General features: G+C 40.3%; 23 protein-coding genes and 1 tRNA gene. 16 read left to right on the plus strand and 8 right to left on the minus strand.

Annotation, left to right across the window (positions count from 1 at the left end):
* Positions 1 to 46: 46 nt before the first annotated feature.
* The gene (locus M998_RS07445) at positions 47 to 628 is read left to right on the plus strand and encodes a TetR/AcrR family transcriptional regulator (RefSeq protein WP_068908238.1); all 582 of its coding nucleotides are present in this window, start codon (positions 47 to 49) and stop codon (positions 626 to 628) included.
* Positions 629 to 795: 167 nt separating this feature from the next.
* Here M998_RS07445 and sugE read toward each other — a convergent pair whose 3' ends face one another.
* The gene (sugE, locus tag M998_RS07450) at positions 796 to 1110 is read right to left on the minus strand and encodes a quaternary ammonium compound efflux SMR transporter SugE (RefSeq protein ID WP_068441678.1); all 315 of its coding nucleotides are present in this window, start codon (positions 1108 to 1110) and stop codon (positions 796 to 798) included.
* A gap of 266 nt (positions 1111 to 1376) precedes the next feature.
* On the opposite strand from sugE, the gene M998_RS07455 reads away from it, so the two are divergent.
* From M998_RS07455 to M998_RS07465, 3 genes are all read left to right on the plus strand, one after another.
* Positions 1377 to 2285 (plus strand): EamA family transporter, encoded by a 909-nt coding sequence (locus M998_RS07455; protein ID WP_068908240.1) that lies wholly within the window; start codon positions 1377 to 1379, stop codon positions 2283 to 2285.
* Positions 2286 to 2631: 346 nt separating this feature from the next.
* On the plus strand, positions 2632 to 4731 hold the full coding sequence (gene cstA, locus M998_RS07460; RefSeq protein ID WP_197467549.1) for a pyruvate/proton symporter CstA: 2100 nt from the start codon (positions 2632 to 2634) through the stop codon (positions 4729 to 4731).
* 427 nt (positions 4732 to 5158) lie between these two features.
* Positions 5159 to 5356, plus strand: a complete 198-nt coding sequence (locus tag M998_RS07465; RefSeq protein WP_068440607.1) for a YbdD/YjiX family protein — start codon at positions 5159 to 5161, stop codon at positions 5354 to 5356.
* 83 nt (positions 5357 to 5439) lie between these two features.
* On the opposite strand, the gene efp is transcribed toward M998_RS07465, so the two are convergent.
* Positions 5440 to 6006 carry an elongation factor P gene (gene efp / locus M998_RS07470; protein ID WP_068440604.1) on the minus strand — a complete coding sequence of 189 codons (567 nt, stop codon included), beginning with the start codon at positions 6004 to 6006 and terminating at the stop codon, positions 5440 to 5442.
* A 44-nt stretch (positions 6007 to 6050) separates the two neighbouring features.
* On the opposite strand from efp, the gene epmB reads away from it, so the two are divergent.
* A complete protein-coding gene (gene epmB, locus M998_RS07475) occupies positions 6051 to 7079 on the plus strand; it encodes an EF-P beta-lysylation protein EpmB (RefSeq protein WP_068908242.1) in 1029 nt (342 codons plus the stop codon).
* Between the two features lie 62 nt (positions 7080 to 7141).
* Here the strand turns inward: epmB and M998_RS07480 are convergent, their stop codons facing one another.
* The 4 genes from M998_RS07480 to M998_RS07495 all read right to left on the minus strand — a co-directional run bounded on the left by M998_RS07480 (position 7142) and on the right by M998_RS07495 (position 10717).
* Positions 7142 to 7486, minus strand: a complete 345-nt coding sequence (locus tag M998_RS07480) for a DUF4156 domain-containing protein (protein ID WP_068440599.1) — start codon at positions 7484 to 7486, stop codon at positions 7142 to 7144.
* Between the two features lie 492 nt (positions 7487 to 7978).
* Positions 7979 to 9619, minus strand: a complete 1641-nt coding sequence (groL, locus tag M998_RS07485) for a chaperonin GroEL (RefSeq protein ID WP_068440596.1) — start codon at positions 9617 to 9619, stop codon at positions 7979 to 7981.
* A gap of 51 nt (positions 9620 to 9670) precedes the next feature.
* Complete coding sequence (locus M998_RS07490) at positions 9671 to 9964, minus strand: co-chaperone GroES (protein WP_068440592.1); 294 nt, start codon at positions 9962 to 9964, stop codon at positions 9671 to 9673.
* A gap of 237 nt (positions 9965 to 10201) precedes the next feature.
* A complete protein-coding gene (locus tag M998_RS07495; protein WP_068440589.1) occupies positions 10202 to 10717 on the minus strand; it encodes an FxsA family protein in 516 nt (171 codons plus the stop codon).
* Positions 10718 to 11122: 405 nt separating this feature from the next.
* Here M998_RS07495 and aspA point away from each other — a divergent pair, with 405 nt between their 5' ends.
* A complete protein-coding gene (gene aspA, locus M998_RS07500; RefSeq protein ID WP_068440587.1) occupies positions 11123 to 12547 on the plus strand; it encodes an aspartate ammonia-lyase in 1425 nt (474 codons plus the stop codon).
* 146 nt (positions 12548 to 12693) lie between these two features.
* The gene (locus tag M998_RS07505; RefSeq protein WP_068440585.1) at positions 12694 to 14016 is read left to right on the plus strand and encodes an anaerobic C4-dicarboxylate transporter; all 1323 of its coding nucleotides are present in this window, start codon (positions 12694 to 12696) and stop codon (positions 14014 to 14016) included.
* A gap of 88 nt (positions 14017 to 14104) precedes the next feature.
* On the opposite strand, the gene M998_RS07510 is transcribed toward M998_RS07505, so the two are convergent.
* Complete coding sequence (locus M998_RS07510) at positions 14105 to 15256, minus strand: glycerate kinase (RefSeq protein ID WP_068908243.1); 1152 nt, start codon at positions 15254 to 15256, stop codon at positions 14105 to 14107.
* Positions 15257 to 16026: 770 nt separating this feature from the next.
* Between M998_RS07510 and M998_RS07515 the strand changes: the two genes are divergently transcribed.
* Complete coding sequence (locus tag M998_RS07515) at positions 16027 to 16314, plus strand: helix-turn-helix domain-containing protein (RefSeq protein WP_068440578.1); 288 nt, start codon at positions 16027 to 16029, stop codon at positions 16312 to 16314.
* Positions 16315 to 16404: 90 nt separating this feature from the next.
* Here M998_RS07515 and M998_RS07520 read toward each other — a convergent pair whose 3' ends face one another.
* Entirely contained in the window at positions 16405 to 18600 is a 2196-nt protein-coding gene (locus tag M998_RS07520) for an extracellular solute-binding protein (RefSeq protein WP_068908245.1), read from the minus strand.
* Positions 18601 to 18906: 306 nt separating this feature from the next.
* Between M998_RS07520 and M998_RS07525 the strand changes: the two genes are divergently transcribed.
* From M998_RS07525 to M998_RS07560, 8 genes are all read left to right on the plus strand, one after another.
* Complete coding sequence (locus tag M998_RS07525) at positions 18907 to 19728, plus strand: MBL fold metallo-hydrolase (RefSeq protein WP_068440571.1); 822 nt, start codon at positions 18907 to 18909, stop codon at positions 19726 to 19728.
* A gap of 11 nt (positions 19729 to 19739) precedes the next feature.
* Positions 19740 to 20999 (plus strand): MFS transporter, encoded by a 1260-nt coding sequence (locus tag M998_RS07530; RefSeq protein ID WP_068908247.1) that lies wholly within the window; start codon positions 19740 to 19742, stop codon positions 20997 to 20999.
* Between the two features lie 30 nt (positions 21000 to 21029).
* A complete protein-coding gene (locus M998_RS07535) occupies positions 21030 to 21740 on the plus strand; it encodes an MgtC/SapB family protein (protein ID WP_068441675.1) in 711 nt (236 codons plus the stop codon).
* A 218-nt stretch (positions 21741 to 21958) separates the two neighbouring features.
* Positions 21959 to 22531 carry a division control transcriptional repressor DicD gene (gene dicD / locus M998_RS07540; protein WP_409264134.1) on the plus strand — a complete coding sequence of 191 codons (573 nt, stop codon included), beginning with the start codon at positions 21959 to 21961 and terminating at the stop codon, positions 22529 to 22531.
* A 126-nt stretch (positions 22532 to 22657) separates the two neighbouring features.
* Positions 22658 to 22733 (plus strand) — tRNA-Phe (locus M998_RS07545).
* Positions 22734 to 22928: 195 nt separating this feature from the next.
* Positions 22929 to 24194, plus strand: coding sequence for a tyrosine-type recombinase/integrase (locus M998_RS07550; RefSeq protein ID WP_068908249.1), 1266 nt, complete (start codon positions 22929 to 22931; stop codon positions 24192 to 24194).
* 255 nt (positions 24195 to 24449) lie between these two features.
* On the plus strand, positions 24450 to 24734 hold the full coding sequence (locus tag M998_RS07555) for a phage tail tape measure protein (protein ID WP_008913927.1): 285 nt from the start codon (positions 24450 to 24452) through the stop codon (positions 24732 to 24734).
* Positions 24735 to 25059: 325 nt separating this feature from the next.
* Positions 25060 to 25644, plus strand: coding sequence for an antirestriction protein ArdA (locus tag M998_RS07560; RefSeq protein WP_068908251.1), 585 nt, complete (start codon positions 25060 to 25062; stop codon positions 25642 to 25644).
* Positions 25645 to 25883 lie beyond the last annotated feature (239 nt).

The raw sequence follows: 25883 nt of genomic DNA on the forward strand, positions 1-25883 counted from the left end.
TGCTCACGTAGTGCTATCTGCAATAATTGGTGAAGAGACAAAATTAATGACAATACAACCTAAAAAACCAAGAACTAAGCCTGCCGAAGAAAGGTTAGATGACTTGATGAATGCGGCGGAAAAACTCTTTCTTTCCAAGGGATTCATAAATACAACGGTGAGTGAGATTGTATTGTCAGCTAATGTCGCAAAAGGGACTTTTTATCATTATTTTCAATCGAAAAATGACATTATGGACGCATTGCGAACCCGTTATATGGACTGGTATTTAGAGAATATTAAAAAGGCTTTAATTAGCCCAACAAATGCCACTCAGAAACTAAAAGCATGGTGTGAAAATAGCATCAAATATTATGTCGAAAAAAGAGAAGTTCATGACATGTTATTTCATGACGAATACCATGGTCGTAATAATACCCATGAACAACGCGCTATCGAGCAGATAAAAGAAATCCTCGCATTAGGCGAAAAAAATAAAGAATGGCAACCACTACCGCCTAATTTAATGGCAACAATAATTTACCATTCCATGCATGCCGCCGTGGACAATTTAGCGATAAGCACTGAATATAATCAGGATAATTTAGGTGAACTACTCTTCCAACGTTTTAGTCAGTTGCTGAAATAACCCACCATAAATGCCCCATAGCAGCTACAAATACAAAGTATGGCTTCCCTATCCATAAGCTGGATGGTAATACAGGAACTGTGATTGTTTCCCAACAAATTTTTTATTTTAGTTAGGCATAAAAACGGGCGCTAATATAAGCGCCCGTGATAATCCTATAAATAGGTTTAGCTTGAAACTTTCAAACCAATTAAGCCCGCAACGATCAGCCCTAAGCTTAATAGACGAAATATATTTGCTGACTCTCCGAGGAAAATAATTCCTACGATTGCCGTACCGACAGCACCAATACCCGTCCAAATGGCATAAGCCGTTCCCGCAGGTAAGTCCCGCATGGCATAGGCAAGTAGCCCCATACTCGCAATAATTGCGACAATAGTGATAATACTCGGTGTGAGGCGTGTAAAACCATGGGTATATTTTAACCCTACCGCCCAAACAATTTCTAACAAACCCGCAAATAAGAGGATGATCCAGGCCATTGCCATTACTCCCGTAAACTACTCAGGGTCGTCCCCATTATTTGAACGTTTATTCAGGTCGTCCTGAATACGTATGATGTGAATTAAGATTATAAACGTTCAGTTTCTAAGACTCAAGCCACTAAAAATAACCAATAAAGCTAGCCTAACAACAAAATTTAACCCATTTATGCTTTATTTTCCAACAAAGCACCATTGCTATCGCACTATTTGATATCCAAAGGTAAAGTAACAAATCCTACCTAGAATGATTATCGAGAAATAGCATGAGTTTCAAAGACATATTATTAGCCCTTTGCGTAGTCATTATTTGGGGGGTTAACTTCGTTATTATTAAGCTTGGCGTTACGGCTCTACCACCTTTATTACTTGGCGCATTACGCTTTGTTTTTGTGGCATTTCCCGCTATTTTTATTTTTAAGCGTCCTAATATTCCATTTAAATTACTTCTGCTCTATGGATTAACAATTAGCTTTGGCCAATTTGCCTTTCTATTTTGTGCCATACGGGTCGGGATGCCCGCAGGAATTACATCGGTCATTTTACAATCACAGGCATTTTTCACCCTGCTATTAGGGGCGATGATATTAAAAGAATCCTTACAAGTGACGCATTTCATTGGCATGTTTATTGCGATTGCAGGGTTGACTGTTTTAGCTAATGGCGCAACCGCAGGTGGATTAGATGACATCCCATTCCTAGGCTTGATGTTTACATTAATTGCTGGCCTATCATGGGCTTGTGGAAATATCACTAATAGAATCATCATGCAAAACCAAGATAAAGAAAAATGCAGTGCTCTCTCATTGGTTAGCTGGAGCGCACTTATTCCAATTATTCCGTTCTTGCTCAGCTCATGGATTTTTGAGGGAGAGGAAGCCATTGTGCAGGGGTTATCCGGCTTCAACTGGCCCATATTTGGTATGATCATGTACCTTGCTTATTTATCAACCTTTGTGGGTTATGGTCTTTGGGGTGTACTTCTTGGGCGCTATGAAGCATGGCGAGTTGCTCCCTTCTCACTTCTGGTACCCGTCTTTGGGTTAAGCAGTAGTGCATTGTTTCTTGGGGAGCACATAAATGGCGTACAAGTTGCTGGCCTTATTCTGATCATGCTAGGTCTTATTATGACGCTTTTCGGAAAAAAATTGATCCAATATTTTAGGCACGCTTAAGATAACCAATTTAAAAGCCGGAAGTTTTTGCTTTCGGTTTGTTTACCTCAACTTTATTGTTTGTTTTATACTACTCATCCGACAAAACGCAAAAAAAAAGAGATAACACCAACTTAAGCGATATAATCAGCAAATAACATACAACCTCACATTGCGACTAGCTGAAAACAAGATAAAATCCAATTATTCATCATAAATTAGTGATATGAATTGCAATAATGAAATTTATCTAAAATTTCAACTAGGTGTCTCGTTTTAGCTACTTTTTCTTTCCCTTAAGTATGGCTATATCTTTCCCAGTTTCACTTAAATTAATAACAATTAATCATTAATTGAATGGATGGGGATGGCTATGGGTAAACAATTAATTTGGATTGTTCTCGCTCTGCTTGGTGCATTTGCGCTCGGGTATGTGGCTTTAAACCGAGGTGAGCAAATAAATGCACTATGGATAGTTGTTGCAGCTGTTTGTATCTATCTGGTTGCATACCGCTATTATGGGCTTTTTATCGCAAAAAAAGTGCTACAAGTTGATGAAACTCGGATGACACCGGCAATTCGTCATAACGATGGGCTCGATTACGTTCCTACTGATAAAAAAGTATTATTTGGTCACCATTTTGCCGCCATCGCAGGTGCAGGCCCGCTTGTCGGCCCTGTTCTTGCTGCTCAAATGGGTTATTTACCGGGCATGCTTTGGCTCATTGCAGGGGTTGTGCTTGCCGGTGCTGTGCAAGACTTTATGGTGCTGTTTGTTTCAACACGCCGTGATGGCCGCTCTCTTGGTGAGTTAGTTAAAGAAGAGATGGGCAACACGGCCGGTATTCTCGCCTTAATTGCGTGTTTTATGATCATGGTTATTATTTTAGCCGTACTGGCTATGATCGTGGTTAAAGCATTGACTCACAGCCCTTGGGGAACCTATACCGTTGCATTTACGATCCCTCTCGCTATCTTTATGGGAATTTATACACGGTATATTCGCCCCGGTCGTATTGGGGAAGTATCCATTATTGGTTTAGTGTTCCTCGTTTTTGCCATTATTTCTGGCGGCTGGGTTGCTGAGAGTGAAACATGGGCGCCTTACTTTGACTACACGGGTGTTCAGCTAACTTGGATGTTGGTCGGTTATGGTTTTGTGGCTGCCGTTCTCCCCGTCTGGCTATTACTTGCACCACGTGACTATCTTTCTACATTTCTAAAAATTGGTACCATTATTGGGCTAGCAATTGGGATCGTCATTTTAAATCCTAATCTGCAAATGCCTGCACTAACCAAATATATTGATGGTACAGGTCCTGTATGGGCTGGAGATCTCTTTCCATTCTTGTTTATCACGATTGCCTGTGGTGCGGTTTCGGGCTTCCATGCTTTGATTGCATCGGGCACTACACCAAAAATGTTAGCCAATGAAAATCAAGCTTGTTTTATTGGTTATGGCGGTATGTTGATGGAGTCATTCGTTGCCATCATGGCTTTAGTTGCAGCCTGTGTCATTGACCCCGGTGTTTACTTTGCAATGAATAGCCCATTGGCGATGTTAGCCCCAGCAGGAACGCAAGACGTGGTGGCATCTGCGGCTCAAGTAGTGAGCAGCTGGGGCTTTAGTATTACCCCTGAGCAACTGACAACCATTGCCAATGAAGTCGGTGAAAATAGTATTATCTCTCGAGCGGGGGGAGCACCTACACTGGCTGTCGGCATGGCATATATTCTTCATGGCGCCCTTGGCGGAATGATGAATGTGGCATTCTGGTACCATTTCGCTATTTTGTTTGAAGCACTGTTTATTCTTACTGCCGTAGATGCTGGAACACGAGCAGCCCGCTTTATGCTACAAGATTTACTCGGTGTTGTTTCTCCTGCGTTGAAACGAACGGATTCTTTACCTGCAAACTTAATCGCAACGGCGCTGTGTGTGCTTGCTTGGGGCTATTTCCTGCATCAAGGTGTCGTTGACCCACTCGGCGGTATTAATACATTATGGCCTCTGTTTGGTATTGCTAACCAGATGTTGGCAGGAATGGCGTTGATGCTATGTGCTGTGGTTCTTTTCAAAATGAAACGTCAAAGATACGCATGGGTCGCGCTTATCCCAACGGCATGGTTATTAATTTGTACCATGACGGCGGGCTGGGAAAAAACCTTCAGTGAAGATGCACGTGTTGGCTTCCTTGCTGTAGCAAATAAATTCCAAGCAATGATTGATAGCGGTAATATTCCAGTACAATACACTGAATCGCAATTAACTCAGCTTATCTTCAATAACCGTTTAGATGCCGGTTTAACTATCTTCTTTATGGTTGTGGTGGTATTCCTTGCGCTATTCTCAATTCGTACCGCATTAAAAGCATTGAAATCCGATGAACCAACAGCCAATGAAGTTCCTTACGAGCCAATGCCAGCAAACTACCAAGATATTGTGGCGAACACGCGTCATCATTGATTTTACCGAAGATTGAGAGCTGAAGATTTATTGCTGTTTTTGTTTTAGATATTCACTCTCTTTTCCAAAACAGCAATATTAGCAGCGACATCTTCTAAGAAAAATATTAACAGAGACATCTTCTAAGAAAAATATTAACAGAGACATCCTCTAAATAATTCGTGTTGTAGCTAGGCGGCAAATGAAGATATCCTAGGAGCATAGATAACTATGTGACTAGGGTAGCTAAATGAAGCCAACAACGCTACAACTCGAAGTATGACGAGGATAAGCTACAACGCAAAATATTAGCAGAGACATCCTCTAAATAGTTTGTGTTGTAGCTAGGCGGTAAACGAGGATATCCTTAGGAGCATACATAAGTATGTGACTAAGGTAGCTGAGTGAAACCAACAACGCTACAACGCAAAATATGACGAGGAATATTATGTTTGGAGCACTGGGTAACGCCGCGAAATACCTAGGCCAAGCGGCAAAAATGATGGTTGGGGTTCCTGATTATGACAACTACGTTGCTCATATTAATAAAACCCATCCAGATCAAACGCCAATGACTTATGAAGAGTTTTTCAAAGAGCGGCAAGAAGCCCGATATGGTGGTAAAGGTGGGCCGAAGTGCTGCTAATAGGCATCGTCGGTGTAGAAAAATCACATAAAAAAACCGTGACTTCTTACAAAGCACGGTTTTTTATTTCAATCGATAAAATATTATTTCACACGTGAAACGTATTCGCCTGAACGTGTATCAACCTTAATGACTTCGCCGATTTGAACAAACAGAGGAACTTTAACGACTGCACCAGTGCTCAACGTGGCTGGTTTACCACCCGTACCAGCTGTATCACCTTTCAGACCTGGGTCTGTTTCAACAATTTCTAACTCAACAAAGTTAGGTGGTGTTACCGCGATAGGACGACCATCCCATAGAGTTAAGATGCATTCTGCTTGGTCGATCAACCATTTAGCATTGTCACCAACGGTTTTTTCGTCCGCAGCTAATTGCTCGAAAGTTTCATTGTTCATGAAATGCCAGAACTCACCATCGTTATATAGGTAAGTTAAGTTCATATCCATGACATCCGCGCCTTCGCAAGAATCAGTAGATTTAAACGTTTTTTCCAACAGTTTGTTAGAAATCAGTTTACGCAGACGCACACGTGCGAACGCTTGGCCTTTACCCGGTTTAACGAATTCACTTTCAAGAATTGCACACGGCTCACCATCTAACATGATTTTAAGACCTGAGCGGAATTCATTGGTACTATAAGTAGCCATGGAGATCCTCTAAATTTATAAACTAAAAATGGCATAGCCAAAAAATGGTCGATATTATAACTCAAAATACCTCATCCAGAGAAGTCTGGATACAACAACTTGCTGAAGCAATCACTAATCCTGATGAATTACTGCAATTACTCAACTTAGAAAATCATTTACCATCGAAAGAGGGTCATGATGCACGTAAATTATTCCCATTACGTGTTCCTCGGCCTTTTGTCTCGCGAATGAAAAAAGGCGATCCATCAGACCCTCTGCTCTTGCAAGTGTTAACCGCAAAAGCAGAGTTCGATATGCATCCAGGTTTTTCTACTGATCCACTGGAAGAGCAGGATAATGCGATCCCAAGTTTACTACATAAATACCACAACCGTGCATTGATGCTCGTTAAAGGCGGCTGTGCAGTGAACTGTCGTTACTGTTTTCGCCGACATTTTCCTTATGAAGATAACAAAGGAAATAAAAATAATTGGTTGGTGGCGGTGGATTATATAAAAAACCACACTGAACTCAATGAAATCATCTTCTCAGGTGGTGATCCTTTAATGGCAAAAGATAATGAACTCGATTGGTTAATTAGCCAATTAGAGGCAATCCCTCATGTGAAACGCCTTAGAATTCATACTCGTTTACCCGTTGTTATACCCGAACGTATCACTCAAAATCTTTGTGAACGCCTTTCTCATTCTCGCTTACAAGTCATTATGGTGACGCATGTCAATCATGCTAATGAAATTGATGATGCATTTACAGCCGCAATGCAAAAACTTAAAAATTCGGGTGTGACATTATTAAACCAAAGTGTATTACTGCGCGGAGTTAACAATAATGTCACCGCATTGGCTAATCTCAGTAATGCGTTATTTGATGCAGGCATTTTGCCTTATTATTTGCATGTACTGGATAAAGTACAAGGCGCAGCACACTTTTTAGTGAGTGACCAAGAAGCTCGACAGCTCATTCAGCAATTACTGGGAAAAGTATCAGGATACCTCGTACCGAAACTCGCACGAGAAATTGGTGGTGAGCCAAGCAAGACGTTACTCGACCTCAATTTAAGGCAAAGTTAGGCATAAAAAAACGCCCGAAGGATTGAAAGTATTCAACCAGAATCGGGCGTTATTTATTCATTTTAGGGGCACTTATAAACTTGGCCAACCATTTTGCTGTCTATTGGCATGAAGCTAGAAAGAATGGTTTCACTTGGGCTAGTCGCACCAAAAATCACATTACCACCCATTGCTGCGGCTTTATTGCGTAAATCATTCGCAGCGCTGCGCATAGAGCTAGATTCATTATTTACACCGCTCAACCAGTTGCTTTGAGTTCCTGCAACCTGACCTAGAAGCTGGCAATCACTTCCTGGTTGATTTTCAACAAAACGAACTTGTGAGCCTGCTGAAGTCAAATTAGTGGTCGTTGTACAACCCGCTAACAGCAGTAATGCAGCAGCACCAAGCAATACTTTAATTCGCATGTTTTCCCTCATTTTTTCATTATGTTTTTGCAGCTGGTTTGAAAACCCTTTTAGCCCTAATTATGAAACATACCCAAAATATTTCGAGTTGCTTGCAGGCGCAGAGCGAAAATAACCGATGAACATAGATAAAGCTATGTAATTCGGGTAGCTAAGCGAATGCAACACCCAAGCAATTTGAAGGATGATGGGTATTAGTTAACATGCAGACCTACAATAACCATGTCAATTTCCACATATTACCAGCCGAATAGAGTCTATCACAAAACTGTCAATACGCCTGCTCTGTTCTTTACTTATTCAAACCCTTTTTTACCTTACGCTAAATATAACCTGTTGCATGACCTTTGCGCAAAAATAAGTTCGAATTAATTCAATGATAATAATTCACTGGCAATAAAAAACCGGCACCGCTAGTTAAACTAACGATGCCGGTCTTATCAAGGCTTAACAGTATTTAATTACTGTGTGAGCGTGATGTCGCCAAATGGCTTACATCATGCCGCCCATTCCGCCCATGCCACCCATACCGCCACCTAAATCAGGTGAGTCAGATTTAGGTGAATCAGTGATCATCGCTTCTGTCGTGATCATCAGACCCGCGATAGAACCTGCGAATTGCAGAGCAGAACGTGTGACTTTTGTTGGATCAAGGATACCCATTTCGATCATATCGCCATAAGTATCAGTCGCTGCGTTGTAACCTTCGTTGCCTTTAGATGCTTTCACGTTGTTAACAACCACAGACGCTTCTTCACCGGCATTGGTAACGATTTGACGCATTGGTGATTCCATGGCGCGCAATGCAACACGGATACCGACCGTTTGATCTTCGTTATCGCCTTTCATGCCTTCCAGTTTCGCCGCAACGCGAACCAGCGCAGTACCACCACCAGCAACAACGCCTTCTTCTACTGCTGCACGAGTTGCACTTAGAGCATCATCAACACGAGCACGTTTTTCTTTCATTTCAACTTCAGTCGCTGCGCCCACTTTAATGACTGCAACACCACCAGCCAGTTTAGCGACGCGTTCTTGTAGTTTTTCACGGTCGTAATCTGAAGTTGATTCTTCGATTTGTTGACGAATTTGAGCAACGCGACCTGAGATCGCAGCTTCTTCACCAAGACCATCGATAATAATAGTGGTATCTTTGCTGATAACGATACGTTTTGCTTGACCTAAATCTTCTAAAGTTGCTTTTTCAAGCTCCATACCGATTTCTTCAGAGATAACAGTCGCATTCGTCAGTACGGCAATATCTTGCAGCATTGCTTTACGGCGATCACCGAAACCTGGCGCTTTAACCGCAGCCACTTTTACGATACCGCGCATGGTGTTAACAACCAGCGTTGCCAGTGCTTCACCTTCAACATCTTCAGCGACGATTAGCAGAGGTTTGCTTGCTTTAGCAACACCTTCTAACACAGGCAGTAATTCGCGAATGTTAGTCACTTTTTTGTCGACTAAAAGAATGAATGGGTTTTCCAGTTCAACAGCACCTGTTTCAGGTTTGTTGATGAAATAAGGCGATAGGTAACCGCGGTCAAACTGCATACCTTCAACCACATCCAGCTCATCTTCTAAGCCGGTGCCTTCTTCAACAGTGATAACGCCTTCTTTGCCGACTTTATCCATTGCTTCTGCAATCAGTTTACCAACGGTTTCGTCAGAGTTTGCAGAAATAGTACCCACCTGTGCGATTGATTTAGTATCTGAACATGGTACAGACAAGGCTTTTAGCTCTTCAACAGCAGCGATAACCGCTTTATCGATACCACGTTTCAAGTCCATTGGGTTCATACCCGCAGCAACAGCTTTCAAACCTTCAGTGATGATAGATTGCGCAAGAACTGTTGCTGTAGTAGTACCGTCACCCGCAGCATCGTTAGCTTTAGACGCAACTTCTTTCAGCATCTGAGCACCCATGTTTTCGAATTTATCTTCTAATTCGATTTCACGTGCAACAGAAACACCATCTTTAGTGATCACTGGTGAACCAAAAGATTTGTCTAAAACTACGTTGCGGCCTTTAGGACCTAAAGTTACTTTTACTGCATCAGCAAGAATATTCACACCACGAAGCATTTTTGTGCGTGCGTCACTACCAAATTTAACGTCTTTAGCTGCCATTATCTCTTTCCTTCAAATTCTTTTAGTTAGTTGAGAAGTTTTAAGTGAAAATTAAGCTTCAACAATTGCTAGAATGTCACTTTCTGACATAATCAACACTTCTTCATTGTCGATCTTTTCAGCTTTCACGCCATAACCGTCGTTAAAAATCACGATATCGCCAACTTTCACATCCAGTGCTTTGATTTCACCATTTTCAAGGATGCGACCGTGGCCTACAGCAAGAACTTCACCACGAGTAGATTTACCCGCAGCAGAGCCAGTCAATACAATCCCACCAGCTGATTTTGATTCAACTTCTTTACGTTTAACGATAACACGGTCATGCAGTGGACGAATTTTCATCAATAGTTCTCCTATAATAAAGCCCATACTAGGTAAAGGGACGATACCAGCACGTCTTAAATAAACTAGTATCATGTTTGAAGAAGTTGGGGCTAGGTGGGTGGACTTCAAGGGGGAGGATTAAAAAAATTTTTTATTCTCATCATTTTTCCAGTTGCAGACCTTGAGTTACCAATAAGGGGGCCTACCTACAACTGGAATTATTCTGGGTCAATATCCCTATAGTGTTAAGATAAATTAGTGCTTAGGACGATTGTCTTTATCTGATTCTGTTGGTTTATCTGAGTTATCTATCGTATAGGATGGATCATCCTGCTTACGATGAAATTCCCCCTCAAATATATCGCCGTTTTGAGAACCATTTTTACCTGCTTGATTAAAACCACCTCCTGCTTGAGAAAAACGAATATGTGGAATTAACCGCATAACAAACAATTTTTGTACTGGCGGTAACAGTAATAATAAACCGATAAAATCAGTAAAAAAACCGGGCACTATCAATAAAAAGCCCGCTAAAACTAATGCAACGCTTTTAATCATTTCCGCAGCCGGACTTTCACCAGATACTAATTTTTGCTGGATCTGCATGACATTTTTCATGCCTTGGTTTTTCACCAAAGAAATGCCCAGACAGGATGTGAGAACAACCAAAATTAATGTCAATAACACACCAACTTCGGAAGCAACTCGGACAAATATTACTGACTCAATGTAAATGAGAATACATATTAGAATTAGTGGTAACCAGCGCACAAGTTCTCCTTTATTTCAATAAGCTATCGACTATTTCGCGCTCCTAGAAAAACCTTTGTGAACTGCATCTAAGAGACAACTATCAACATTCGCTTTTTTCTTTAGTATAGACATAATCATTGGGGTGATTCTAACGCATTTCAACTCACAGTTTTTTTTAGTTAATCACGCTCATCCGTGATAAAGATCACATATTGTAGAATCTGTTGCATAAATCAAACTATATAGTGATCTAGGTTCAAGGCTTTATAGATTTAAAAGCATATGATCTACCCATAAATCAGTAGAACATAATGCTGATAAAGGAGTAACAGGTGTTAATCACCTGTAAATTTTTGTTTTACGATATATTGATTTAAAAGCGCATAAACGGACAGTAACTGTAATCTAATTAAGAAGGTTCTCATGTCAAACAATTTTCGTATCGAAGAAGACCTGTTAGGTCAGAAAGAAGTTCCAGCTGATGCCTATTATGGTGTTCATACTCTACGTGCGATTGAAAACTTTTATATCAGCGACCGCACCATCAATGATGTCCCAGAATTTATTCGTGGCATGGTTATGGTAAAAAAAGCGGCTGCTTTAGCTAACAAAGAGCAACATACTATTCCTCGTAATATTGCTGATACCATCATCAAAGCATGTGATGTGATTTTGAATGAAGGTAAATGCATGGATCAGTTCCCAGTTGACGTATTCCAAGGTGGTGCGGGCACATCACTAAATATGAATACCAACGAAGTTCTGGCTAACATTGGTCTTGAACTGATGGGTCATAAAAAAGGGGAATATGAGTTCCTAAACCCAAATGATCATCTAAATAAAAGCCAATCAACTAACGATGCATACCCTACAGGGTTCCGTATCGCAGTTTACAATTCCGTACTAAAATTGATTGATTCTGTGACTTACCTGAAAACAGGTTTTGAAAAGAAAGCAGAAGAGTATAAAGACATTCTGAAAATGGGTCGTACCCAATTACAGGATGCAGTTCCAATGACAGTTGGCCAAGAATTCCACGCGTTTGCGACTCTCTTAAAAGAAGAAGAGAAAAACTTACAACGCAGCATCGATTTACTGCTTGAAGTCAACTTAGGTGCAACCGCTATCGGTACTGGTCTGAATACCGCACCGGGTTATCAAGAACTAGCAGTTCAAAAATTAGCAGAAGTAACAGGTTTAAAATGTGTCCCTGCAGAAGACTTAATTGAAGCAACCTCAGACTGTGGTGCTTACATTACTGTTCACGCGGCACTGAAACGCCTTGCCGTTAAACTGTCTAAAATTTGTAATGACTTACGTTTACTCTCTTCAGGTCCTCGTACCGGTTTGAAAGAAATTAATCTGCCCGAGCTACAAGCAGGTTCTTCTATCATGCCAGCAAAAGTAAACCCTGTTATCCCTGAAGTTGTTAACCAAGCTTGCTTTAAAGTTATGGGTAACGATATCTGTGTGATGATGGCAGCTGAAGCGGGTCAATTACAATTAAACGTAATGGAACCTGCGATTGGCCAAGCTATGTTTGAGTCAATTTCTCTGCTTAATAATGCTTGCCGTAATCTGGTTGAGAAATGTGTCGATGGTATTACAGTCAATAAAGAAATCTGTGAAGCTTTCGTCTTTAACTCAATCGGTATCGTCACTTATTTGAACCCATTCATCGGTCACCATAATGGTGATATCGTGGGTAAAATCTGTGCTGAAACAGGTAAAAGCGTCCGTGAAGTTGTTCTAGAACGTGGTTTACTGACTGAAGCAGAACTGGATGATATTTTCTCGGTTGAGAACTTAAAACACCCAGCGTATAAAGCAAAACGTTTTGATGACTAAAAATTAATGTTAATCATAAATAACACTTAAAAATCAAGGCACGCCTCTCTTATCGGAAAGCGTGCCTTTTTTGATTAATGCACACACAAAAAATTAACATAACAGTTTCATAATTTTAATTTTCATTTTGTCGAGGAGTAAGCACTATGTTAGCCGTAGAATTTATTATTGTTCTGCTGGCCATTTTTTTGGGGGCCCGTTTAGGTGGTATAGGTATCGGCTTTGCCGGTGGCCTTGGTGTTCTGGTACTCGCCGCTATTGGCGTAAAACCAGGTACCATACCATTTGACGTTATCTCCATTATCATGGCTGTTATTGCCGCCATCTCTGCAATGCAAATTGCAGGTGGCCTTGATTATTTGGTTGCTCAAACAGAGAAATTACTGCGCCGCAATCCAAAATACATCACCATCCTTGCCCCTGCTGTTACTTACTTTCTAACACTCTTTGCGGGTACAGGTAATATTTCATTAGCAACACTGCCTGTTATTGCTGAAGTTGCGAAAGAACAAGGTGTGAAACCCTGTCGCCCACTGTCAACTGCGGTTGTGGCAGCTCAGATTGGTATCACAGCATCACCAATTTCCGCAGCCGTTGTCTATATGGCATCAGTGATGGAAAACCCTGCAATGATGGGCGCGGGTAATACCGTCAGCTACATCACGCTACTTGGTATTTTATTGCCATCAACATTCCTTGCAATTATGTTGATGTCATTCATCGTTTCTTGGACGTTCAACTCTAAACTTTCTGATGACCCAGTCTATCAAAAACGTTTAGCTGAAGGTTTAGTTGAGCTTCGCGGTAGCCAAGTAAAAGAAATCAAACCAGGTGCTAAATCCTCTGTTCTATTGTTCTTAGTCGGTGTTATTGGCGTAGTTGCTTATGCCATCATCAACAGCCCAAGCTTAGGACTTGTTGAAACACCACTGATGAATACCACCAATGCGATTCTGATCATCATGCTGACTGTTGCAACGCTGATCACTATCCTATGCCGTGTAAATACCGATGCAATCCTGAACTCAAGTACCTTTAAAGCCGGTATGAGCGCTTGTATTTGTATCTTAGGTGTTGCTTGGTTAGGTGATACTTTCGTACAACACAATCTTGAGTGGATCAAAGCAACTGCGGGTGATTTGATCAATGAACACTCATGGATGTTAGCGGTTATCTTCTTCTTCTGTTCCGCGCTTTTATATTCACAAGCGGCAACAGCAAAAGCATTGATGCCAATGGCTCTTGCATTAGGTGTTAGCCCACTGACCGCTATTGCATCATTCTCTGCGGTATCAGGCCTATTTATTCTACCAACTTACCCAACACTGGTTGCTGCGGTACAGATGGATGATACGGGTACAACCCGTATTGGTCGTTTTGTCTTTAACCACCCATTCTTTATTCCAGGCACAATCGCTGTTGCATTAGCCGTTACCTTCGGTTTCCTATTCGGCGGTATGATGCTCTAGTTATTATTAATCATTGTTAATAATACAAAAACCCGAAGCTTTCAAAAGCCTCGGGTTTTTCTTTGCTCAGTCACGAGATAACCTATTCTTATTTTTTCGGCAACAATTGCTGCCCAATCTTGAGAGCGCTTGCTACGTTATAAGCCGTGTGTTGCAAGTTCATTTCCCCTTGAACTAGTGCATCTTCAAGTTTACAAATTCTTGGTAAGATACTAAAAAGTGCATCAATTCCTTTTTCATGTAATACCTCAACCCCTTGGCCTAATACGCCACTTAAAGCAATCACGGGGACATGGTGTTTCGCTGCGACTTTCGCTATTCCTAATGGTGCTTTCCCCCCCGTCGTTTGCCCGTCCATACTCCCTTCACCGACAATAACAAGATCAGCATCGGCCATGTGATGCACTAATTTTACTGCATCAATCACGATATCAATACCCGGTTTCAATTGCGCATTCATAAAGGCCATAATCGCAACGGAGACCCCCCCAGCTGCACCACTACCGGGTATATAGCGGTAATCTTTATTTTTTATTCGTTTCACCACATCTGCAAACTGATTTAGCCCTTTCTCTAATGCAGCAACCATTTCGGGTGTTGCCCCTTTTTGGGGGCCAAATACCACTGCTGCACCACGCTCACCCACGAGTGGGTTATCAACATCACAGGCCACATCTATCAGACATGATTTTAAACGGGGATCTAATGCAGATACATCAATACTCTCAATTTGATTCAGCACATTACCATTAAGGCTCAATATTTTCTGTTGATTATCATAAAAATTAGCCCCTAAAGCTTGTAGCATCCCTACGCCACCATCCACGGTTGCACTACCGCCAATCCCTAAAATAATATGCTGAACACCTTTATCTAAAGCACTTTTAATTAACTGCCCAGTACCATAGCTATTTGTCAACATGGGGTTACGTTGCTCAGGCTTAACCAACATCAAGCCACTGGCTTGAGCCATTTCAATAACCGCCGTTTTGCCTTGTTGCAATAAGCCATAATATGCATTTATTGGCTGCCCAAGGGGATCAGTAACTTCAGTTTTGACTCGCTCCCCACCCACTGCGGCTATCAATGTATCAACAGTCCCTTCACCACCGTCTGCAATAGGTAAACAGATATATTGTGCATTTGGAAATACCGCTTGAAACCCTTTCATTACTGCATTTGCTGCAATTTCTGCGCTCATGCTTTCTTTAAATGAATCCGGTGCTATGATTATCTTCATAATATAAGAACCTATAAGAAACGTCATAATTTATTAATATGCTCGTCATTCTTCAAGTTATAAAGCTTGAGCTGCTAATATAGGAACGACATTCAGATCCCCGGATCTTCTTGTTACTGTCACTTTCGGGCTATCTTCGGTTATCACCTATCTGCACCTTAAATTACGTTGAGTGCAATATCATTATTATAAGGCTCATTTACGATTGTGGTGTTTTATCTTGTTACTTAAATTTATCGCAATAGCAAAAGCAACGATTAATTTGTTATATTGAATGAATTTTTAAAAATTTCATTCATAGTTTTATATCAACATTATTAATTAAGTGATTTTTTAAAAAATAAAAATCTTTCTCCTGTTACATTAGTATTAATACTCTCAATATAATTGTAACAAGCAATTTCATATTTCATTGCATAATAACGCCAAAAACTCATTCCTACCAAAAAACAAACAAGAATATAATATCGAAACAATTAAATAAATAATATAAAAATTTAACTTTAACAATATCAATGCAATAAAATATCTTTAACCATGAGAAATCAAAGAAATAAACTCTTTTATTGAGTATCTTAAATAGATATTATCTATTGAATTATGATTATTCATTCGCCATAAATATTGGTAACGAGGTGATTTCCCTTGTTTAATATGACGTGAACGTATTTGGGACTAGATTGAAATTTTCATAAATAAGAGGGAATTTGATTATAAAAGCAATGCTTAAATAATAGTTTCCCTCTAAACTAATATTAATTGGTGAAGGTATGTTAAATACACTACAAATTGAAGAGACAGAAATTTCTATTTATATTGGAACATTTCTAAAGCATCAACGAAAAGCAGTCGGCCTCACAGGCGCTCAACTCGCTTCTCGGCTAAGTATTAGCCAACAACAAATTTCCCGCTATGAACGAGGTAAAAACACCATAAGCATACAAGGGCTTCTGGGAATTTTGGAAGCACTTGAACTTAGAAAGCACGACATGGACGAATTTATTAAAAATATTTTTAATTATTATTATGTCGATGTCGAACCTAAATTTATTAATTAGTGTTTTAACAAAAATAAAACAAAATTAAATTAATTTAGGTTAAAGGGGGGTTATCCCCCTCCTATTTATTCTCTTTATTACCACTCTCGATTAATTAGTCAATGTATTCAATGAGGTATTAATATAGCGAATCGCTTCTTTTGCTGTCATTATACCGTCAATCGCATTCGTCACCCCTAAACCAATCACCCCTTCAGCTCGCCTTAAATTAAATATTTTATTATTAGCGGAAACTGATTCACGGATCCCGTGATTAATTTGTTCATAAGCAAGTGGTAACCAAGGGTAGCGGTGTTTTATTTCCTGACTATAGGTGAAATTACGTTGGATATTATTTCCACCAAGCATAACTAAGCGATCCATAATCACATTGGAATAAAGCCAGCGGTAAAATTGTGCCATTAGCGAACTTTTTTTACTGTATTTAGAGGCACCCAGTACCCCGCCTCCAAGCTGAGGGATCCCACCAGGAACAGGAGCGAAACCAATTTTCGGGGAGATTTCGCTATGGGCTACATCATTAAATAAATTCATATAAGCGATGATCATCGCTAAATTGCCTTGCTCAAATAACTTAATCGAGTCACCCCACCATTCACTATGTACATTTTTTGTCATGGTAAGTTGCTTGAGATAATCATTAAGTACAGATTCTGCTAATTGTGGTTCAAGCTTAGCGGTAGTTTTATTTTCCACTAGTTTGCCACCCGCCGCGTAATAACGCAGTAAATACTCTGAAGAAATAATACCCGCGCTTCCTGTCGTCGTTGATGAGCCTACCGGCCTTAACGGATTACCTTCTTCCCTATGATTATAGAAAAAATAATTTAGTTCATCGTATTCAGCAAACGTTTCAGGCGGTCTAAGCTCTTTTCCCGTTGTTTCAAAAAAGAGGCGCTTAGTCACTGCATTATCGAAAATATCTTTTCGATAAAATAGTAGCTGCACACTGGCATCAAATGGCATGCCATAGGCAATTTCATTCACTAGGCTAAAACGTTTCTGTTTTGTTTCAGTAAATTTAAGCAGTAAATCTTCAATCCCATCACCAATTTGGTTTAAAGGTAATAAGTTCTTTTCAGCGAGCCAAGGAAAAAATGCCACATCGAGCCGAACCAAATCATAATAGGTATGTTTATCTAACTCGCTGAGTAAATTAAATATTTCATCAAATGGGCGAATTGCTAAATTAACGGTTATCCCCGTTTGACGATAAAAATTAGGTAACAATTTTTGTAATGCGCTAGTTGAAGGACTTGGCAACGTCAATAAGTTTAGCGTTGCCCCTTCGTTATCATGATGAACCGGTGGTAATTGTCCCGTATAAATTCGTCGACCGAGATTAGCGATTATCGTTGTTTCAGGTTTATCTCTTGGTTCTTCACCTTTAAGTAATAGGTAATTAGCAACATCTTGACCAAGCTGGGCATAGTTAACAGGGAAACAGTGAAGCCCTTCTAACATGGGCGAAATATTGCTCGTTAAACAATAAATTGGAGGGCAAGCTTGTGCACTACCAAAATGACTAGCCTGTGTAAGGTAGCGCGACTTTTCAATATCTTGAGCAATAATAATATCGACCAGCTGATGACGAGTAAAAAAATCAAAAGCCGTATTATACGCTTCAACATCCGATGAATAGTGGATACTAAGCGATGTATTCGGCAATTTAGCCATGACTTGGTTTTGAATCGCATCAATAAATGCTTGGCTATTTAAATAATTTTTATTATCTGCAAATACACCGATTGAATGTACTGAATCTAAACATAATGAATCGACAACTGAACTGGCGGCCTGATTGTAATCCAAGCTGTAATAAACTTGCGCATTAAGTGGCTTTCGATAGACAAAAACAACATTTTCTGATGCTAAATCGAGTATATCAAAATAGGGGCTAGCATCAGACAGGCAACTAATCGCGATAACTTGAGCATATCCACCGGATGCTATTTTTTGTAATATTTTTAGTTCATTCGTTTCTAGATCATCGGTAAAAAATAAGTCATAGGAAACATCAGGATACTCTTCGAAAGTTTGTCTCAATGCATTGAAGAAATAAGCGTATTTTTCAGATAGTAATTGCGGCAAAACCACCGCAATTTTATTACTACTATTGGAACGTAACAATTGAGCTTGTGTGTTTAATCGATACCCTGCTTGCTTAGCTGCATTGAGCACCATTTCCATTTTTTCAACACTGACATTGCCACGTCCATTTAACACATTCGATACCGTTCCGTGAGAAACGCCCGCAATACGGGCAATATCTTTCATGGTCGCCATTGATGCTCTCCAAAAAATCACAATTATCCATCATACCTCAAAACAAATGGCTCGCAACGCAACAAAATTGACTCGTATCATTAAATAATCAAACCAAAAAAATAGATATAAGAATAATAATTAACTATACAAACAATCCTTCATAAAAAACCAATCAATTGAATTCATTATCTATTTATAAAAATAACTTGAACAAGATCACTGATTCAATCTAATTTGATTTGTTTTAATTTTAAACAGCAATATGATTGACACGTACCAATCAACACCAGGGTTAATAAAATAATAATATAAATAGGTAATTATATGAAAATACATTTCTTAGGCACTGCTGCATCAGAGGGGATACCCAACCCATTTTGCCGTTGTGAGCATTGTCTTGAAGCAAGGCGCTTAGGCGGAAAAGATCTTCGTACTCAATCATCAGCGATCATTGATGATCTGATTTTGATTGATATGTCCCCAACCTTTAGCTATCAATTACTACGCGATGGAATGGATGCAACCAATATTGAGAGCCTCTTATTCACTCATACTCATCCTGATCACTTTAATGTTGGTGATCTTTATAGTCGTATGGAAGGATATGGTTATGAAATCAGCCACCCTTTACATATTTTTGGTAATGACCGCGCTATCAATGGTGCCGTCAATGTACTGCCGGGTTATAGCGAAGAGCGCTTTGACTTTCACTGTATGGTTCCCTTCGAAACGATAGAGCATAACGGGTATAAAATAACGCCATTACTTGCCAATCATGCTAAATGGGAGTTTTGCTTCGTCTATCATGTAGAAAAAGAAGGAAAAGCCATTTTTTATGGACATGACTCAGGCTGGTTCCCTGAATCAACATGGAATTGGTTAGCCAACAAACCTCTCGATATTATTGTTCTAGAATGTACCTATGGATTAAATGGGAATGACAGAACAGATAATCATATGAGTCTTGAAACCGTATTTGCAGCGAAAGAAAAATTAACTGCAATGGGTTGTGTTCACAATCAAACGCAAACATTGGTTTCGCATATTTCTCATAGTGCTCGCCTACTACATGACGATTTAGTCGCGGTATGTGCGGAGCATAATATTCAAGTCGCCTCAGACGGATTGATCGTCGAAGCCCACTAGGAGGGTTTGTTATGAAAGTAAATATCACCTCTCGGCTTCTTGTCATGATGTTTGTGCAATATTTTATGCAAGGTGCGTGGAATATGACGATGGGCTTAGTATTAAGCTCTTATGGTATGGCGAATATCATTGGTAATGCCTATGCGTTGTTAGGATTAGCGACCATTTTGTCCCCACTCTTTATTGGTATGATCGCTGACCGCTTTTTTTCATCACAAAAAGTCATGGCGACCCTACATATTATTAATGCCGCAGTCTTATTCTGTGTTCCCCAATTTGTTGAAACGCAGAATGTGGGCATGACACTATTCATGATCTTTATTGTCGGCTTACTGTTTTATCCAACAACCGCGCTTTCAAATAGTATTACTTTCTCTCATATTAATGGCGTGAAGTACTTCCCTGTTATCCGCGTTTTTGGCACCTTTGGTTTTATGGTTATTGGCTTTATACTTGGGGAAATGGGGCTTTCTGGTAGTACCATGACTTGGTATATCGCCGCCGGTACGGGTGTTTTCTTAGCAATATACTGTATGACGTTGCCCGATACTCCACCAAAAGCAAAAGAAAAACCGTTCTCTCCTCGAGATATTTTGTGTCTTGACGCCCTATCGCTGTTCAAAGACCGCTATTTTGCTATCTTGATGTTCAGTATCTTCGTACTGATGATCCCAAAAACAGCTTATTCCGCTTATATTCCTGTATTTATAAAAGCCCTAGGCTTTGATAATGCGGCTTCAATCATGCAAATCGGCGTTGCCTGTGAAGTTGTATTTATGTTTGTTTTATCCTCTATTCTTTTAAAATTTGGCTTTAAAACCACGTTGCTTATTGGCGCGATTGCTTGGGTTATTCGCTCATGGCTCTTTTCCTATGCGGCGATGGATACTGGTATGTCATTTATTATCATCGGCTTACTGCTGCAAGGGCTCTGTTGGGATTTCTTCTTTACCGCAGGGGACATTTATGTGGATAAAAAAGCCAAACCAGAGATAAGGGCACAGGCTCAAGGGATTCGCTTTATTGTCTCTAATGGTGCAGGTTTACTTTTTGCCTCAACCGTATGCGGTTATATCTTCAACGATACAGTAACAGAAACAGGCGCAGCCTCTTTACCGCAATGGGCAAGCTTCTGGCACTATCCTGCTATCGTCGCTGCAGTTGTCGTGGTGTTCTTTATTATCTTCTTTAAAGACGATGTCTCTAAGCATAAAACAAAGAAACAAGACGAAAAAATACCAACTGATAATAGCCAAGGCACGATTAATTAAAGCAAATATATTCACTGGATTGAAATGCAAATGGATAATTTAATCACTTTTTTTCATGATGCAAAATCCTTTCCTATCGTACTGTTTAAACTTCTGGTCGCCTTTGTTTTAGGCGGCCTTTTAGGATTAGAACGTGAATCGAAAGGAAAACCGGTTGGCTTTACAACCTGTGTCATTATTTCAGTTGCAAGCTGTTTACTCACCATTGTGTCGATACAGTCCGCCGAATACTATGCAGGAATTTCAGACAATATTCGCAGTGACCCTATGCGTTTAGCCGCTCAAATTATTAGCGGGATTGGTTTTCTCGGTGCTGGCGTTATCATGCATCGCAGTGATGATGCAATTTCAGGGTTGACGACGGCAGCCATTGTTTGGGCTTCTGCGGGCATTGGTATCGCCTCAGGGAATGGTTTTTATCTACACGCCCTTGCGGTCACTCTACTGTTTTTTATTGCTATTTGGCTTAGCCCACAAGTCTTACTATTTCAAGCTAAGAGTAAGAAACTTGGCAAATTATCGGTCAGAATGTTACTTAATAACGAGGAAGGCTTACCCATAATGATCGAATACCTAAAAAGTAATCGAAATATTATTGATAGCTTAAATATTCGTGATATCAAAAAAGAACGCGTTGAAGTTAACTTAAAGCTCAATGTCCGGCAAAAAATAACACTACCTGAGTTTTATTGTTCACTAAAACAGCTTCCTCATGTTCATGCAGTCACTTTAGAGCATTAGACTATCTCCTAAAAGCGCCTATTGCTTTTAGGAGAATCAATTAGTTAACTTGAACTGCCGTTCTCTTTGCCTGTTATGGGAGCATTTGATCTGGTTAACACGTCAATTTCACCGATTCATCAAATCTATCGACGACAAAGCAAACAGCTATAATTCGAAATTGAACATTGCTATGATGGATAAAATGAGAAATTAATGTGATGGAGTTAACAATGCCTATCCAGCGCGAAACAATATTAAGCCATGCGTTGAACCAATTGGAAATACAGGGTTTATCTGCATCAACCGAAAATTTGCTCAATGAAATAGAGTCTGATTTTTCGACTATCCGTCAGTTTTGGCCTGATGACGAAGCACTAGTATATGATTGCCTACGCTACCACGGACAACAAATTGACGTTTGGCAACGCCAAACCCTGCTAGATGAAGCGTTAGGCCCTCAACAAAAGCTAACCGAGCGTTACCAACAGCTAGCCGCAAAAGTGAGTGAGGGGCGTTTTCCAGGCTGTTTATTTATTTCAGCCTGTAACTACTATCCTGATGCTGAACATCCTATTCATCAGCTAAGCCGCCTACAAAAAGACAACTCATTTAACTTCACCAAAAATTTATTGGATGAACTCGATATTGAAGATTCTGAACTTGTGGCTAATCAAATGGAGCTAGTATTAGAAGGCTGTCTTAACCGTCTTTTAGTTCAACGTGACATCAAAGATGTACAAATTGCTCAACATCTTTCGGAGGATATTCTCGCGATTGCATTGTGTCGAAAAAAAGGTGCATTGAGCTAAGAAATAACCATCCGCGCGTTAAACGGACAGGTTTTGTTGAAAAAGAAAACACTCAGTGAGAAATTAGCGATTTTCATTAAAAATTCATTGACGTCAACGGCCTAATGCGGTTTAATGCGCCCCGTTGCCCGGATAGCTCAGTCGGTAGAGCAGGGGATTGAAAATCCCCGTGTCCTTGGTTCGATTCCGAGTCCGGGCACCACCTTATTATCAACAGACGTCAACCGACGTCTGTTTTTGTTTGTAAAGCCCGCTAAAATCAACACTCCCCCAAAGTTTCAACTCCACTGAATTCTACTCAACTCTACCCACATCAACCCCATTGTGCGGGTACAATTGCGGGTATACACTAGTTCGATAGAATTTTGTACCCACTTAATCTTTCAGGAAGCTCACTATGGCATTGACTGACGCTAAAATTCGGGTGGCTAAACCCGATGTGAAATCCTATAAATTAACCGATAGTGCAGGTCTGCACTTATTGGTTCACACCAACGGTTCTAAATACTGGCGGTTACGCTATCGCCACCTAGGTAAAGAGAAAACTTTAGCATTGGGTTTATACCCTGATGTCTCTTTATCAGAGGCGCGTTTAAAACGTGATGAAGCAAGAAAATTGATTGCTGACGGTGTTGACCCGTGCGAACAAAAACGTGTGGCTAAAGCGGCCTCAGATGCTAATCTCTCTTTTGAAACAATCGCAAGACAATGGCATACCAGTAATAAAAAGTGGTCTGAATCACACAGTGAAAAGGTTTTAAAGAGTTTGGAGTCACATGTCTTTCCTTATATTGGATTACGCGATATCACGACCCTCAAAACACCTGACCTACTGATCCCTATCCGAGCAGCAGAAAGTAAAGAGATTTATGAAATAGCTGCACGTTTACAGCAACGTATCGCTGCTGTCATGCGTTATGCTGTGCAATCCGGTATTATTGGTTATAACCCTGCCATTGATACCGCAGGGGCTGTAACGACCGTACAACGCCAACACCGTCCAGCTCTTAACCTTGACCGTCTACCTGAACTCATTGCCCGTATCGATGCTTATAAAGGGCAACCCGTCACTCGCCTAGCCGTGATGTTAAATTTATTAGTGTTTATTCGGTCAAGTGAACTTCGCTATGCGCGTTGGTCTGAAATTGATTTCGATAAAGCCTTATGGACAATCCCTGCAGAGCGAAAGCCTATACCCGGTGTAAAATTTTCACATCGGGGAGCCAAAATGCGTACACCGCATTTAGTCCCTCTGAGTCAACAAGCGATGACGATTTTGAAAGCGCTTTGGGCATGGACTGGTGAACATGAATTGATCCTAACGGGCGCTCATAATCCCTTTAAGCCCATGAGTGAAAATACGGTGAATAAAGCCTTACGAGTCATGGGCTATGATACAAAGACTGAAATTTGCGGACATGGTTTTCGAACTATGGCCTGTAGTTCATTGGTTGAATCGGGGTTATGGTCGAAGGATGCGGTAGAAAGGCAGATGAGCCATCAAGAACGCAACTCAGTCAGAGCGGCTTATATTCATAAAGCGGAGCATATTGAGGAAAGGCGATTGATGGTACAGTGGTGGGCGGATTATTTGGATGCTAATCGGGAACAAACTATTTCGCCATTCGACTTTGCAAAGTTGAATAATCCAATGAATCACTAAAACTTTAGCCATGTCATATAGGAGATCCATTTTCAATACGAGGAGTCGAATACTACCGTAGTATGCCGACTATATCGATTCATTGAGAAATGGTGGCAATATTGTTCATGGGAATTTTCATCGTCAAAACGCATGATAACTAACCACGATTTATCGTAATACATCTCATTCAATAAAGAAGCTTTATCACTGAAAGCCTCTGTCCTCACGGACAGGGGCTTTTTTGCTTTTAAATCAACCTAAAAGGAAATTATCATGGAAAATTACATTCGTTGCCCGGCCTGCGATTCAACTCGCATTCGTGAACGTCATATAGGGAAAAAGACAGGAGCTGTTGCTGGTGGCGTATCAGGCGCACTAGCTGGAGCGTCTATCGGCTCTGCTGTTCCTGTTGTAGGGACGATTGCTGGTGCTGCGGTAGGCGCTCTATTTGGACGTTTAGTAGCTGGAGCTACTGCTGGGGCTGTGAGTGGTTCAGCTTTAGATGGCGTGGTATTTGATCGTTATGAATGTATCGAGTGTGAATACACGTTTGATTGATAGCCATAAGTTAACGGAAACCCCTGATGGGGTTTCATCTCTTAGGAGTCTGTGAGTCTGAACTGACCCTAGTTTATTGGACAGGGGCTTTTTTCGTTTTAACCCGCGCAAATTGAGATCATGATAGAAAGCATAACATGTTATCGGGACTGTAAGGCAACTCATTATCCTGCTCTAAACCGTCATTAATCATTTTTAAAGCGAGTTGCCTATTTTTCAGCTGATTGGCTTTTTATATCAATATCATCTTCTAAAGGGAAATAGATCCCTTTATCAAAATATCGCCATTAATTAAATCACAATACATCAATAATAGGACATGAATATGCGCATAACAGCGACGGCTTCCCCATGCCTAAAATCGGGGATGATTTCTGTTTTTATTACGAATTTAGGTAAATATAACGAAGGTGAACTAGTTGGTGAGTGGCTTGAGCTTCCAGCAACCTCAAAAGAGATCGAACACTGTTTAGTGCGGATTGGTATTGATGGTATTCAGTATGAAGAGTATTTCTTGACGGACTATGAATCCTCAATTGATGGCCTTTCGTCCTACATTTCAGAATACAGCCTTTTAGATGAGTTGAATGAGTTAGCCACACAACTAGCCATGTTATCGCCTGATGAAATTGACCTTTATCAGGTGGCAATTGAAATCGGTTCTTCAGTAAGTTCAATCCATGATTTAATTCATTTAGCGGATAATTTAGATTCTTTCCAGCAATTAGCGGGGGTCAATAATGAATATGACTTAGGTTATTACTGGATAGAAGAAAGTGGTTGTTATGATTTAGCACAACTGGGTCATTTATCCCATTACTTTGACTATGAACGCTATGGACGTGATGTTTGCCTTGAACAAGGGGGGATTTTTCACAGTGGAGGATATGTTTATCATACGGGTGGGTAGATAGGATAACAGAATGAGAGTCAAACCGCTTTAATCTCTTAAGGCGGGAAATAAAGAATGCTGTGGTACCCCAATAACATCCATAAGCTAGAACGTTAATAAAACTAAACTCTATTCTAAGCCATCTTTACGGATATCCGTAAAGATGGCTATTATGGTATTCTTTTTTTATTTAATTCAAACCATTAAATGGATATTTATCTTACTGCGGTGACAAACGTTGAGGGGTTGAGTTCATT

The sequence above is a fragment of the Providencia heimbachae ATCC 35613 genome (assembly GCF_001655055.1).
Lineage (GTDB): Bacteria > Pseudomonadota > Gammaproteobacteria > Enterobacterales > Enterobacteriaceae > Providencia > Providencia heimbachae.